11 protein-coding genes and 1 pseudogene are annotated in these 13,636 nt (G+C 64.4%); 1 reads left to right on the top strand and 11 read right to left on the bottom strand.

Annotated elements, in window-relative coordinates; all coding sequences use genetic code 11:
- The 6 genes and pseudogenes from NF20_RS11700 to NF20_RS11725 form a co-directional block, all read right to left on the bottom strand.
- A pseudogene (locus NF20_RS11700) lies at positions 1–732 on the bottom strand (IS256-like element IS666 family transposase); the annotation flags it as partial.
- 198 nt (positions 733–930) lie between these two features.
- On the bottom strand, positions 931–1,527 hold the full coding sequence (locus NF20_RS11705) for a TetR/AcrR family transcriptional regulator (protein ID WP_019732906.1): 597 nt from the start codon (positions 1,525–1,527) through the stop codon (positions 931–933).
- Entirely contained in the window at positions 1,527–4,754 is a 3,228-nt protein-coding gene (locus NF20_RS11710) for an RND family transporter (protein WP_024455269.1), read from the bottom strand. Before NF20_RS11710 ends, NF20_RS11705 begins: the two co-directional genes overlap by 1 nt.
- A 123-nt stretch (positions 4,755–4,877) precedes the next feature.
- The gene (locus tag NF20_RS11715; protein ID WP_003882618.1) at positions 4,878–5,303 is read right to left on the bottom strand and encodes a DUF6188 family protein; all 426 of its coding nucleotides are present in this window, start codon (positions 5,301–5,303) and stop codon (positions 4,878–4,880) included.
- Between the two features lie 74 nt (positions 5,304–5,377).
- Positions 5,378–5,938 (bottom strand): TetR family transcriptional regulator, encoded by a 561-nt coding sequence (locus NF20_RS11720; RefSeq protein ID WP_005099718.1) that lies wholly within the window; start codon positions 5,936–5,938, stop codon positions 5,378–5,380.
- Positions 5,939–5,997: 59 nt separating this feature from the next.
- A complete protein-coding gene (locus NF20_RS11725) occupies positions 5,998–6,510 on the bottom strand; it encodes a PaaI family thioesterase (protein WP_031344738.1) in 513 nt (170 codons plus the stop codon).
- Between the two features lie 145 nt (positions 6,511–6,655).
- Between NF20_RS11725 and NF20_RS11730 the strand changes: the two genes are divergently transcribed.
- On the top strand, positions 6,656–7,324 hold the full coding sequence (locus tag NF20_RS11730; protein ID WP_011725686.1) for a TetR/AcrR family transcriptional regulator: 669 nt from the start codon (positions 6,656–6,658) through the stop codon (positions 7,322–7,324).
- Between the two features lie 180 nt (positions 7,325–7,504).
- On the opposite strand, the gene dszC is transcribed toward NF20_RS11730, so the two are convergent.
- The 5 genes from dszC to NF20_RS11755 are packed head-to-tail and all read right to left on the bottom strand — an operon-like array spanning position 7,505 to position 13,445.
- Complete coding sequence (dszC, locus tag NF20_RS11735) at positions 7,505–8,752, bottom strand: dibenzothiophene monooxygenase (RefSeq protein ID WP_023882538.1); 1,248 nt, start codon at positions 8,750–8,752, stop codon at positions 7,505–7,507.
- The gene (locus NF20_RS11740; RefSeq protein ID WP_023900526.1) at positions 8,749–9,819 is read right to left on the bottom strand and encodes an ABC transporter substrate-binding protein; all 1,071 of its coding nucleotides are present in this window, start codon (positions 9,817–9,819) and stop codon (positions 8,749–8,751) included. Before NF20_RS11740 ends, dszC begins: the two co-directional genes overlap by 4 nt.
- A complete protein-coding gene (locus tag NF20_RS11745; RefSeq protein WP_033710402.1) occupies positions 9,819–11,177 on the bottom strand; it encodes an LLM class flavin-dependent oxidoreductase in 1,359 nt (452 codons plus the stop codon). Before NF20_RS11745 ends, NF20_RS11740 begins: the two co-directional genes overlap by 1 nt.
- 58 nt (positions 11,178–11,235) lie before the next feature.
- Complete coding sequence (gene istB, locus NF20_RS11750) at positions 11,236–12,087, bottom strand: IS21-like element helper ATPase IstB (RefSeq protein ID WP_033717233.1); 852 nt, start codon at positions 12,085–12,087, stop codon at positions 11,236–11,238.
- The gene (locus tag NF20_RS11755) at positions 12,084–13,445 is read right to left on the bottom strand and encodes a Mu transposase domain-containing protein (RefSeq protein ID WP_033717302.1); all 1,362 of its coding nucleotides are present in this window, start codon (positions 13,443–13,445) and stop codon (positions 12,084–12,086) included. The genes istB and NF20_RS11755 overlap by 4 nt, the downstream gene beginning before the upstream one ends.
- Positions 13,446–13,636 lie beyond the last annotated feature (191 nt).

Consider the following 13,636-nt stretch of genomic DNA (forward strand, 5'->3'; position numbering starts at 1 on the left):
CGACAGCCAGCACCGGGGCGGTCATCCGCGGCGTCGACACGACCGCAGCAGATCGGCCCACGACTCGGTCGACTCCCGATACCCATCGGCCAGCCCAACGAGCTCCTTTCGGCCATCGGAACGCACGCCGATCATCACCAGCAAGCAGAGCTTCTCCTGCTCCAACCTGACCTTGAGATGAATGCCGTCGACCCACAGGTACACGTAGTCGGTGCCCGACAGATCGCGCTCGCCGAAGGCCTTGGCCTCGTCCTGCCACTGCGCGGTGAGCCGAGTGATCGTGGTGGCCGACAGCCCGGCACCCGAGCCGAGGAACTGTTCCAACGCGGGACCGAAGTCACTGGTCGACAAGCCGTGCAGATACAGCAGCGGCAGCACCTCGGTCATCTGCGGGGACTTACGCGCCCACGCCGGCAGGATCGCCGAGGAAAACCGCCGCCGCTCAGCGGTATCGGCGTCGATACGCTTGTCGTTGACCCGCGGCGCGATCACCGTCACCGCACCCGCCGCGGTCAACACCTCACGCTCGCGGTGATAGCCGTTGCGGACCACCAGCCGATGCCCGTTCTCATCGACCTCCCCAGCATGGGCGTCGATGTAGGCGGCGACCTCGGCGGCCAACGCCGCCGCCAGCATCTGGCGGGCACCGTCGCGGACGATCTCATCGAGCAACGACCGCGACCCGCACGCGTCCTCGTTGGAGGAATCCTGGTCGTGAACTACCGTGAGCATGGGCGTACCTTCCCAACCAGCGCGCCAACGCCGGTCTTGATCAGAGCTACTGGACTTTCAGATCATCCTCGGGAAGGTGCGCCCATTTCTCACGCGCCCCGCCGAGGCTCATCCACAGGTTCTGATCATTGCTCCACCTAGGCCGCTCCAGCGCGGAACTCGCATTCCCTGACAACAGTGGCTCCGACGTCGCGGGAGCTATTCAGTTGCTGAGATGAGTTTCGGGAGGATTGCATTGTCGACCAGAGTTTCGATGGTGAGATGGGTCGGCGGGCGGTTGGAAAAGATGCATCGGAAGATCAGATAGCCTGGCAACAGGTCGCAGAGCTCTTCGTTGATTGTTGACGCGCCGATCTCGCCGCGGCTGATCGCCTGCTGTAGGACCTGCCGGACCAGGGTTCTCTGTTCATGAAGAAACCGGTCTTGCATAACGTTGTTGAGCGCGCGATCACGGGATATCTCGACAAGCACTGCCCGGATGGTGCTGGCGTGGTCTCGGCACTGTTTGTAGATGATCTGGCCGAGACACAACAAGTCGCCGCGCAGGGTGCCAGTGTTGGGTGCAACAGCGCTCTGACGGGTGCCTTCGATGACGGCCGCTAGGATCAGTTCAGATTTCGAGGGCCAGCGCCGGTAGATGGTGGCTTTACTGGCATGAGCAGCGCCCGCGACAGCCTCCACTGTTAGGCCGTGGTACCCACGATCCTGCAGGATACCCAATGCTACTCGCAGCAGCTCTGTCTCTCTGGGTGACCACGAAGTAGGTTCTACGTCCGGGTTGGTTGTCGCGGTCATCAATTGTCGGATGTGAGCGATTCTGGGTCAGCTGCTTTCCCGTTTCCACTATCGGTCCCCACATCCATTCTTCGTACATGGTCGCCCCCAGGTGAGACGCCACCCCACTTCGCCGATATCTGGAGGTGCGGTCCGCGTGTTGCGCTCAGCGCGCCCACACCGGTGAGATGCTTAGCTGGCATCGATGCGGGGTGACGGTTCATGTGTGGCCACCAGCTGGCTTGGCGGAGCAGGGTGGCGATGGCTGGGACGGTGAGGGTGCGTACGAGGAACGTGTCCAGCAGTAGTCCGCAGCCGATGATGAGTCCGGTTTGGATCATGATGGCTACCGATCCGATCATCAGGCCGAACATGCTGGCAGCGAAGATCAGGCCGGCGGAGGTGATGACTGAGCCGGTGGTGGCTACGGTGCGCAGGACGCCGACGCGGATGTTGTGGGTGGATTCTTCGCGTAGTCGTGATACGAGCAGCATGTTGTAGTCGGCGCCGACGGCGACGAGGATGATGAACGCTAATAGTGGTACGGGCCAAGCGATTTCGTGGCCGAGGATCCATTGGAAGACGATGACTCCGATGCCTAGTGAGGCCAGGTAGTTCAGCACGACGGTGCCCAGCAGATATAGCGGGGCGATCAGGGCGCGTAGCAGGGCGATGAGGATGAGTCCGACGATGACCAGGGTGGCGATGGCCAGCTGGGTGAAGTCGGATGAGAGTAGGCGTTGGATGTCGGAGTTGACGGCGGGGAATCCGGCAACCGAGACGGTGGCTTGGGCCAGGGAGGTGTTGGGTCGGGCGGTGTTGGCGACGTCTGTGATCTGGCGGGCCAGGTTCATCGCCTCGCCGCTGTAGGGGTCCGTGCTGGTGTCGATGGCGAAGCGGGCGGTTTTGCCGTCGGGTGAGAGGAAATGTTTGGCGACGTCGGCGAATTGGCGGTTGTCGAAGGCTTCGGGGGGCAGGTAGAAGCCGGTGGCGGCATCGGATCCGGCGGTGGCGCGGGCGGAGTTTTGCAGTTGGGCCGCGATTTGACTCATCCCGGACAGCATTTGGATGTTGCTGTCGGCCAGGGTGTGCACGCCGGTGGCCAGGGCGCGTGCGCCGGAGGCCAGTTGGCTGATGCCGTGTTGGAGTCGGCCGATGTCAGCGGCCAGGTTCTCGGGGTTGCCGAGGGTTTTGAAGGCGTTGTTCATGGTGGCCACGGTGTGTTGAACTTCGGTGAGGGTGCCGGTGACGGTGGCGTTGGTGGCCGGGTTGTACTGGTCGCCCAGGGTGGCGAGCTGGGTGAAGAATCCGTCGTCGCGCAGGGTGGTCAGGATACTGACCTGGTCGCGGATCTGGGCGCATTGCGGGGTGGTCATACACCACGGTGAGGTGTTGAGTGCGGTGACGAGCGGGTCGAGGGCGGCGATAGCGTTCTGGGCGCGTTCGGCCAGGGGTCGGATGCCGGGGCCGGCTTGGATGGCGGTGTCGACCTCGGGTGCGGTGGCTGAGAGTTGTTGCAGCAGCGGGCCGAAGCGCTGCATGCTCTCACCGGCGGCGCCGGCTTGGGTGAGTACACCGCCCAGGGGGGTGAGCGCGGTGCGCACGGTGGTGTCGAGTTGGGCCAGGCCGCCGGCGAGTTGGTCGGCGCCGTGGGTGAGCTTGTCCAGGTCGGTGCGCCGGTCGTTGCCCTGGGCGACCGAGTCGGCCATCTTGTCGCCGATTTGTCCGTTCTGCCAGGACAGTTGGGCTTGGTCGAGGCGTTGCCCGGCCGGTCTGGTGATCCCGGAAACACGTGTCACGGCCGGGATTTGGGCGATGCGTGAGGCCATCTCGTCGAGGTCGGCCAGGCCTTTGCCGGTGCGCATGTCGGTCGGGTTTTCCACGACGAGGAATTCGGTGATGACGACGTCTTTAGGGAAATGGCGGTCCAGCAGCTGATAGCCCTGGTTGCTGGCGGTAGTGGCGGGCTGTCCTTGGCGGTCGTCATAGCTGATGGTCATGGTCGCCGCGGCCGCCGACAGTGCCACCAGGATGGTCAGGCTGATGACCAGCAGCGGCACCGGGCGGCGCACCACGGCCACGGCCACGCTGTTCCAGTAGCGTCGGGTGCGGTCGGGTTTGGGTTCGCCGATGCCGCGGGTGGCCGCCAGCGCCAGCACCGGGGGCAGCAGGGTCACGGTGGCGGCGAATCCGACTGCCACGGCGACCGCGCAGGCCGGGCCGAGTCCGGCGAACACACTCAAGGTGGCGAACACCATGGCCAGAAAGGCCAGGGCCACGGTGCCGGCCGAGGCCAGGATGACTCGGCCGATGCTGGCGGTGGCCGCGATGACCGCCTGCTCGGCGGGCACCTGGGCGCGGCGTTGTTCGTGGTAGCGGCTGATCAGAAACACGGTGTAGTCGGTGCCGGCGCCCAGCAGGATCGCGGTCATGAACGCCACGGTGAACTGCGAGACCGGCATGCCGATTTCCCCGAGTGCAGAGAGCACCCCACGCCCGACGGCCAGGCTGATCCCGATCACCAGCAGCGGCAGCAGCGCGGTGAACACCGACCGGTACACGATCAGCAGGATCAGCGCGATCAGCCCGGCGGTGGCGATCGAGATGAACACCAGGTCGTGCTCGGCTGAGGCGATCTGATCGGCGAACGTGGCCGGTGGCCCTGTCACATAGGCCGTGGTGGACGTGTTGGCGAATGCCGTGTCGGTGAGATCGCGCACGGCTTGCACGGATTCGGCCGCGGTGGGATCACCGAGCGTGCCGGCCACCCCGACCGGCAGATACCAGGCCTTGCCGTCACCGCTGACCGCCTGGGTTCTGGTGACCGGGTCGGCCAGCAGATCCTGGACCAGCAGGACATGGTCGTGATCGGCGCGCAACCGCCCTACCAGATCCTGATAGCGCAGCTGATTATCGGGGGTCAGACCGGCCGGGTCTTGCATCGCGACGAACAGCATCGTCTTGGACCCCTGCTCACCGAACGCCTCACTCATGCGGTCCACGGTCTGAAACGAGGGCACATCACGCGGGATCAGATCGACCGATTGTTGGCGCACCACCGTCTCCAACTGCGGGAACAGCAGCGCCAGCACCACCGCGGCCGCGATCCATCCACCGATCACTAATGCCTTGTGGCCCACCGTGAACGCCGCGAGCCGACCCAGCCGGGCGCTGTATTCCGAAGATCCGGACAGATCGACGCCGCGCCGGCCACGGGAAGGCCCAGCATCTCCGGTTCGATCGCCCATCCCCACGCCTCCCAAGAAACGAAACTATCGGTATCGCTACGATACTAATAGTCCCACACGAGGATCGGAAGGGCCGCGCCGACCTTTCGGGCCATGGTTGGGGCTGGGCGCGGTGGGGGTGAATTAACTTGCGGTGTCCTCAGATTCGTCGTCGGGCAGGTCGTGGCGCACCACCCGCACCCGCCCGCGGGGCAGGCATGCCATGTAGCCGTGGCGTTTGCCGTAGAGCTCCCAGGAGGTCGCGGCCTCCTGGGGGGCGACATCGATGCGATGCCCGCGGGAAAAACCCAGGTGCAACCCGCCGCCCTCGTCGCACCACGCGCCCGTGCACACCGCGCCGGCCAGGTCCAGCAACGGACGCTGCTGGACCGAGACGTTGCCCGGGTCGATGAGGACCTGCTCTTCGGGATAAGACGAACCGATCGGCGGCAGGGTCAGCCGGATCGGGGTGGCGATCACCAATTCGTTGTAATCGTCGAGGTCGAGCACCAATCCGTCGCGCAACGAGACACGCTGAACGGTGCACCGCTCGATCCAGGGGGTATGCATGCCCGGGTCCCTTTCGACACGTCATTGTGTCGCTTTATGGTACTGGGAGTAGCGCAGCGATACTACTAGTATCGCTAAGTGGTGGTGTCGGTGCCGTGCACCAGCTGTCGGGTTGTGCGGTCGATGCGCTCGCGGGCCAGGTCCGCATCGATCCGGCCGCCGATGACGGCGATCAGGTTGGCCAGCCACACGTCGGCGATCAGGCTGGCCACGTCACGGTCATGCGCGCTGGGTGTGGGCCCGCCCAGGGCGCGGGCCAGCATGTCCTCGATCACCGCGACAGCGTGCTCGATCGCGCCGGCGGCCTCGGAGTCGGCCACGACGAACGCACGCACCATCGCCTCGGTCAGGTGCGGGTTGGCCTGCCAGGCCATGTGCAGGTGGGTGGTCAACCGCCCCAGCCGGGCCTGCGGCGCCAGTTCACCGGTAGTGCAATCGAATTCGGTGTCGAGACGTTCGAATTCGCGGGCCAGCACCGTCACCAGCAGATGGCTTTTGGATCGGAAATGCCGATACAGGGAGCTGGCGGCAATGCCGGCCTGCGCGGCCACCGCACGCATCTGCACACCGTCAAAACCTTGTGCTGAGGCTACCGCCCACGCGGCATCCAGGATCGCCTCGCGACGCACCAACACCGAGTCCGCCGGCCGGCGCGGGTGCCGCACCCGGTCCCGGGGTGCGGCGGTGGGCGCACTCACCGCGACCCCGCGTCGGGGCCGGCGCCACCGTAGCGGGTCAGCTCGGCGAACAACTCCCCGAAACCGCTGATGTCACCGTGGGCGGCGAAATGGGCCGCATCCACCGTGATGAACACCGCCGAGGCGGTGAACCGGGTGACACCGTCCACACCGACCCCCACCCCGTCCACATGCAACGCCCGGCCCTCGCGGGAGGCGATCCGCGCGGTCAGCCGATGCGTACATCCCAACGGCACCGGCTGCAGATAGTCCACCGTCAAACGGCGCGTCACCGCCGGGGTGGCCGCGATCCACAACGAAAAACCCAGCACGTCATCACAGGCCGCGGCGATCGCGCCACCGTGCGCCAGCCCCGGCGCACCGATATGGCGCTCATCGAACACCAGATCAGCGAACACCTCATCGCCGCACCGAAACACCTCCAGCTGCAAACCGTGCGGATTGTCCGACCCGCAGCCCATGCAGGTCGGCGTGTGCGACGGCAACCGCTGCGGCTGATCAACACCCATCACGGCCTCCTCGCACCCGGGCAGCCCCGCCACCGCGTCCCGACCCGGGACCGCCGGTACTAGCAGTTTCGCTGCGCTACTATCGGTACCATAACCGGGAGTGCGGGGGCAACGCACCGGCAATCGGAACACATCAGGAGGTCAGGTGGGGACGCAGCCCGCGGAGACACCCGACGACGAGGACGACGTCGACCCGCGCCGCACCCGATCACGCACCCGACTGCTCGACGCCGCGGCCAACCTGCTCAAAACCGGTGGGATCGAAGCCGTCACCATCGACGCGGTCACCAAAGCCTCCAAGGTCGCCCGCACCACCCTCTACCGCCATTTCAACAGTTCCTCGCAACTGCTCGCGGCCACCTTCGAACGCCTTCTGCCCCAAGTCATCCCGCCCGCCCCGACCAGCGGCACCCTCCGTGAGCGGCTCATCGAACTGCTCTCCCGCCAAGCCGACCTGTTCGCCGAAGCGCCCGTACAAGTCACCACCCTGGCCTGGGCCGCGTTGGGCCCCGCCGAGACTCACGAACCAAACACTGTGCAACACGCCGGTGCCGGCACTCTGCGGATGCGTGTGATCGAACAATACCGACGGCCGTTCGACGAAATCCTGTACAGCCCCGAAAGCGTCGATCAACTCGGCGAACTCGACATTGAACTCGCACTCTGTCAACTTGTTGGCCCTCTGGTCTTTGCCCGAATGACCGGTCTACGCGTCATCACCCACCAAGATTGCACCCGCATCGTCGAAGGCTTCATTGCCGCGCAAACCGGCGATCAACCGGCTTGGGTCGAGGCGTCGAGTCCGAACCAATAGCGCTAATGAGACTGCTCTGAACCACGTTCCGTCGCTTGGCCAGCCGCATCCGGTTGGGTCACACCGTCACCCAACGACCGCATTGTTGCACCCAAAACGGCGGGACCGTCGGCCACCACTGGGTAAGACGGACCCGCCGATCTGACGAATTCACGCGTGCCCGGCAGCGCGACGCCGGGGTCAGGAAGTGAAGCCGGGTATCGGATAGCGTTGGTTGAGGACGTAGTTTCCGACTTCAGCGATTTTGTAGGAGACAGGATCGTGCAGCGTGTGGGTGCGGATGTTGCGCCAGAACCGGTCGAATCCGTATTTGGGGTGGGTGCCGCGGGCACCGATGACCTCGAAAATACGGCTGGTCACGTCCAGGGCCGCTTGGGTGGCTATGGCTTTGACTCCAGAAATCTGCACCATGAGTTCGCCGCGTTCCTGCGAAGTTAATGCGTCACCTTTGTCCCACGCGGCCTGTAGGAGTTGTGCGGCCTCGCGGGCTGCAGCATCGGCGGCTTGTAGTTGGATGCCGAATTCGCCGTAGCTGCGAATGGTGTACGGATCTTCGACGGCTTGAGTGACCCCGGCCGGCGTCCAAGGACGTGCCTGCGTTCGGGTGTACTCGCGGGCTGTCTCGAGCGCTCCGCGCGCGATCCCTAGGTAAACCGAGGAGAACACCAACTGCACGATCGGGCCGAACAGGCTTCCGCGCCCGGACGCCAGGAACGCCTCGAGGATGGCATTGGGTTTGCCGAGCACCTCGTCGGGACGGACCGCAACATTGTGGAATTCGGTGGTGCCGCTGTCGGTGCGCCGCATCCCCAGCGCCTGCCAGTCATCGTTTGGCTGAACGCCTTCTCTGGTGGTGGGAATGGCCGCCGCTACGATGGCACCTTGCTGTGGGAAACCCTCCGGTATCACACCGAACACCAAGAGCAGATCTGAGCCCTTGGCGCCACTGCTGAAGTGCTTAATGCCGTTGAAAAAGTACCCGCCGTCATCGGCCGGGGTGGCCGTCACCTTCCAATCCAGGATGTGGCTGTTGTTCTCGCTGGAGGCGTTTCCGGTCCACCAATTGTTTTCGGCCAGTTGACGAAGCAGGCGTTCCTTTTGCTCGGGTGAACCCCACAGATCGATAACGGCTGGGGTGCTGAGGTGGTATCCGAACAAGTGCCCAAGGGATCCGTCGACCTTGGCGATCTCGCGCACCACTTCCAGGGCGGTAGGCCAGTCGGCTCCCCAACCGCCCAGGTGCCGGGGAACGGTCACCGAGAGCAGCCCACTGGCGCGTAGATCCTCACGCTCTTCTGTTGCCGAACCACCTGCCTTGTCGCGCTCGACGACGGTAGTTTGCCACTTTCGCGTCAGCTCGCGCGCGACCTCGATTGGGTCGCCATGCCTACTGTTCTGTGCCGTGGTGGTGTCATCGGTCAACGTCATTGCTGTTCTCCAGTCGCGGATTGGGTGAGGAATTGCGGTGCTGCCCACTGTGTGAGGTCCACCGGACGGTCGAGCAGATTGTGGTCGATGAGGAACTGTTGAGTTTGGTCGACAACGGCCAGCGCCGAGTCGTCAAGCGTTGGGATCAGATGTTGGGCGAAATCAGCGCCGAAACCGCGTCCGATCGCCGAAGGTGCTACCCCGAGGTTGGCGGCATGGATGCCAACGGTGTCCTCGGGGTGGGCCTGTGCCCAACGGCCGGCTTGGACAGCCGCATCGACGAGTCGTTGCACCAGGTCGGGTCGCTCGTCAACCAACTGGGCGCTGACCGTCCAAACACTGGCATACCGGTTTCGTTTGTCGTCGCCGAGATCGGCGAGTACCCGCGCGCCGCTGAGGTCTTCTAGCTCCGCCGCCCAGGGCAACCACGTGAATAGCGCATCAACGTTGCCACTACTCAGGATGTCGCTCTGGTGGGCGGCCACGTCGGGAAACAGGTCAGCGCCTTTGACACTGGCCGCTGCTTCCAGCCGCTCTTCGGGCACGTCGACGCCAGGGCTTTCGATACGCACCAATTCGACGTCACTGATCCCGATGCCTCCGATATGCAGGGTCTGCAAAAGTCCCCGCGCCTCCCAGGTGCCCAGCGCGATCAGTGTTTGCCGCCACGGATCCAATTGCCGGTAGTCACCCAACTCGCCGGTGAGAATGCGGATCGCTGCGCCGGACACACCCACCCGCCGACCCCGCAGCTGCTCGGGTGATGTCACCGGGCTGTCAGCACGGACATAGATCCCTTGCCGACCGGCCAGAGGTGTGATGCCCAGCAGACGGGTGCGTCCTGGTGCTCGCAGGCCCTCACTGATAAGAGGTGGAATTTCGCCACCAAAACGGGTGTAGGCGGGATGATCGTAGGTGAAATGCAACCCAGCTTGCGCGCCGCTCAGCACATTCAGCGAAATACCGTTGCCAGCCAACAGGTTTGACTCCAGCGCTGTCAGCAACGCGTTAGGAACCGGGCAATTGCTGTAGGCAAGAATATCTCGATCTATGCCCGTGGTGGTCATCAGATGCTCCCAACTTCAGGCCGAGCCAACCCAAGGTGCTCACGCAGCGTTGCCCCTTCGTACTCAGTACGGAACACACCACGTTGCTGCAGCAGCGGCACCACCTGGTCGACGAATTCCTCGTAAATCCCAGGCAGATACGCCGCCGAAATGATGAATCCGTCAGCGGCCCCGGCCTCAAAGTGACTAACCAATTGATCAGCGATCTGTTCGGCAGTTCCGGCCCACTGCGGTACAAACCCGACGTTGGTGCCGTATCGTCGACCCAGCTCGGCCAACGTCAGGTCCGCACCGCCACCGGCCACCGCAGAAAACATCTGCAACATGGTCGGCACGTGACGATCACCGAGATCGGCGACGATGTCGGAAAACTTCGTATCCAGCGGATACTTGGAGAGATCCAAACCGCTATGGCTCGACAACGTCGACAAACCCACCTCGGGATGGACCAGAGAATTGAGATATTCCAGACGCTCACGGGCCACCTGCTCAGTCTCACCGAGTACTGGCATTACCGCGGTGAACACCTTTGTTTGCTCCGGGTCACGTCCCGCGGCCGCAACGTGAGCTTTGATGTCCTGATAGACCGCGCGCATGATGTCGAGGTTGGGCGAGACGCTGAATACTGCTTCGGCCCAGCGCCCCGCGAAGCGACGCCCGCGCGGTGACAAGCCGGCCTGCAGGATCACCGGTTCGCCCTGGCGTGACCGTGGAACCTGCAAGGGGCCACGGACGGACAACCAGTGGCCACGATGATTGACGTATTGAACCTTCTTGGGGTCGGCGAACCGACCGCCAATCTTGTCCAACAACAAGGCATCCTCGGACCAAGAACTCCATAGCTTCTTGACTGCCTCCAAGAATTCGTCAGCGCGGTCATATCGGATGTCGTGCTCAAGGTGCTCGTCCACGCCGAAGTTGCGTGCTTCCGAGTCGTTGAGCGACGTGACCACATTCCACGAGATCCGGCCATCAGACAGGTTGTCGAGCGTGGCAAACACCCGAGCCACGTGATACGGCGGGTAGTACGTTGTGGAAACCGTAGCGCCCAGACCCAAACGTTCCGTCACCGCAGCCATAGTCGCTATCACGCTGGTCGGCTCCAGCGCCACCGCGCCCTGGCCACCCAGGCCGACCCCGGTCTCCAAGTTCTCACCATAGCTGTCTTCGATGGCCAGGCCATCGGGAAGAAATAACAGGTCAAACTTTCCCCGCTCCAGGGTCCGTGCAATCTGCTTGTAGAACTCGCCAGTCAGAAATCCGTTCGTGGCACCAACATGGCGCCACGCGCCATGCGCGTGAGTGACGTTGCCGGCCGAGAAAAACCCGGCCAAATGTAGTTGGCGTTGTTCAGTGATCGCGCTCGTCGAAAGTCCCCAGGTGTGCTCGCTGAAATTCCTCACCTGTGAGCGGGGGTCAGTGTATCGGTTGGCGGGTTGCCGTGGTGGCGCGGCGCAGGGTTTCGGCGGCGGCGTGGTGGTCGCGTAGTCGGTAGGACTCGCCGTCGAGGTTGATGACCACCGAGCGGTGCAGGAGGCGGTCGAGCATGGCTGCCGCGACGGTAGTGTCGCCGAGGATTTCACCCCAGGCGCCGACGCCGCGGTTGGTGGTGATCACGATGGAGGTCTTCAAATATCGTTGGGAGACAACCTGAAACAACGCCGAGGCCGCTTCGGCCGGCAGCGGTAAGTAGCCCAGTTCATCGATCACCAAGAGTGTGGGTCCGTTAAAGAACCGCATGGTGGTGGCCCAACGTCCTTCGATGGCGGCGCGGTGGCAGCGAGCGGCCAGATCCGCGGCGGTGGTGAAGTAGGTGCGGTAGCCGGCATGGGCGGCCGCCCGCGCCAACCCGACCGACAGGTGTGTTTTGCCGGTGCCCGGCGGGCCGATCAACAAAATGTTGGTCGCCGATTGCAGGTAGCGGCAGGTGCCCAGCTCATCGATCAACGCCCGGTCGATCCCGGCGGCGGCATCGATATCGAAGTCGGCCAGGGTGGCCGGGGTCGGTAGGCAGGCGAACCGCAATCGCCCCGCCAGTTTGCGGGCCGCGGTGGCGTCGACCTCAACAGCGAGCAGTCGTTCCAAGGCCACCGTGAGCGAGAGGCCGTCGGCGCTGGCCTGGTCGAGGACTGCTGGGAGGGCTTCGGCGGCGGCGTGCAGTTTGAGTTCGGCCAGATGCGAGCGCAGCTGCTGATAACGGCTGGCCGCCGCCGACGGTGACTCAACGACAGCCTGGGTGGTTTTGGGGCTGCGTGCTGTGGGGGTCATTGCAGGGTCCTTTTCTGGGCGGCCCGCTCATAAGCGGAGAGGTCGATGACAGTGGAATCGGTTGGCGGCGTGCAGGGTTCGGCAGCAACGGAACCACCGTCTTGGAGTTGAATGAGTTGTGCGGCCGCGGCTTTGGCTACCGGCCCGGGTGGGATGCGTTCCTTGCGGCGGTGCGGTCGCCCGGTGGCCGCGGTGGCCAGCGCGGCGGCGTCCAGGGCGATGACATGCCCGCTGTCGCGGACCATCACCCCGAGCCCGTCGGTGGCCATGCGGTGCCGCGCGATCACGATCCCGCCTGTGGTGGCGATATCGCAGAACTCACCGCCGATCGGATGGCTGACCACCACCGCGGCGGCGGCCAGCTCCGGGGGCACCGAGTAGCGGTTGCCGCGGTAGGACACCAACGCTTGCCGCGATGCGGTCCGTTGTTCGGTGACGATCACCGGATACGGCACGGTCGGCACCGGTTGCAGTGGTTCGGTTTTGGCGACGGTGGCCACCGACGAGCGACCATCGGCGGTAGCCCGGATACGGGTGTCACCACGCACCCGGGCGAAGCGGTCCACGCTGGCCTGGGCTTGTTCAACGGTGGCCTCGTCGGCCAAGGTGCGCCACCAGCGTTGGGCGGCGGTGTGGTTGATCTTTTCCACCACGCCCTTGCGGTTGCCGCGCCGGGCGGGGCAGATAGCCACCGCCACGCCGTAGTGTTTGGCCACTCCGGAAAACGACGCCGTCACCCGCCCACTGCCGGGATCGCAGACGGTGGCCATCCGGTCGAACCGCCACACTCGGCTCACCCCGCCCAGGCCGCGCACGACGCGGTCCAGAGCCGCAACCAGATGCGGTTGGTCGGTCGAGGCAGACAAGGCGGCGCGCCACTTGCCCGAGTGCGCCAGGGAACCGACCAACAGATTGGCGGTCTTGCCCCATCCCCAGGACGCGGGTGGATTCGGCAATTCCAGCCAGTCCCATTGGGTTTCATCCCCGGGCGGATGCGTGATGACCGCGTTGGGACGTTCGGTGGCAGTGCGGCAGGCTTGGCAGACCGGCCGCAGATTCCGGGTGCGGATGTTGCGGGTCAGGCTCTGATACGACAGGCCGAACCCGAGGTCTTCGAGTTCATCGAACAGGGTGCGGGCCCACAGATGCGGGTCCTCCAGCAGACGCGCGGTGACGTAGTCGACGAACCGGTCAAACGGATCCGGGCCCGGCCGGGCCCGTTCCCCAGGCTTGCCCTCACCGGTGAGGTATCTGCGGACCGTCTTGCGGTCGAACCCGGTATGGCGGGCGATCGCCGAGATCGTCCAACCACGTTTGCGTAGAGCATGTACTTCCACATCGTCCTCCCATGTGAGCATGAGAAAGCGGGCCTCCTTCAACGAAGCAACTGGCATCAGACACCAGCAGCATCGAAGGAGGCCCGCCCTTCTCGGCGGAGCCACACGGATGGGGAATTTCGATGAGCATCAGTGGGGAATTTCAGCGAGCGCGGTCATCAGCCATTATCAGCAGTGCCTCCGTGGGGATCAGATACCGGACACCGATGCTC

Source organism: Mycobacterium sp. MAC_080597_8934 (genome assembly GCF_000523975.1).
In the GTDB taxonomy this organism is placed as follows: Bacteria; Actinomycetota; Actinomycetes; order Mycobacteriales; family Mycobacteriaceae; genus Mycobacterium; species Mycobacterium avium.

What these genes read in the sequence shown, in the direction of transcription:
- NF20_RS11705 (WP_019732906.1), bottom strand. Translation starts at nt 1,527, where the DNA reads ATGACCGCGACAACCAACCCGGACGTAGAACCTACTTCGTGGTCACCC.
- NF20_RS11710 (WP_024455269.1), bottom strand. Translation starts at nt 4,754, where the DNA reads ATGGGCGATCGAACCGGAGATGCTGGGCCTTCCCGTGGCCGGCGCGGC.
- NF20_RS11715 (WP_003882618.1), bottom strand. Translation starts at nt 5,303, where the DNA reads ATGCATACCCCCTGGATCGAGCGGTGCACCGTTCAGCGTGTCTCGTTG.
- NF20_RS11725 (WP_031344738.1), bottom strand. Translation starts at nt 6,510, where the DNA reads ATGGGTGTTGATCAGCCGCAGCGGTTGCCGTCGCACACGCCGACCTGC.
- dszC (WP_023882538.1), bottom strand. Translation starts at nt 8,752, where the DNA reads ATGACGTTGACCGATGACACCACCACGGCACAGAACAGTAGGCATGGC.
- NF20_RS11740 (WP_023900526.1), bottom strand. Translation starts at nt 9,819, where the DNA reads ATGACCACCACGGGCATAGATCGAGATATTCTTGCCTACAGCAATTGC.
- istB (WP_033717233.1), bottom strand. Translation starts at nt 12,087, where the DNA reads ATGACCCCCACAGCACGCAGCCCCAAAACCACCCAGGCTGTCGTTGAG.
- NF20_RS11755 (WP_033717302.1), bottom strand. Translation starts at nt 13,445, where the DNA reads ATGCTCACATGGGAGGACGATGTGGAAGTACATGCTCTACGCAAACGT.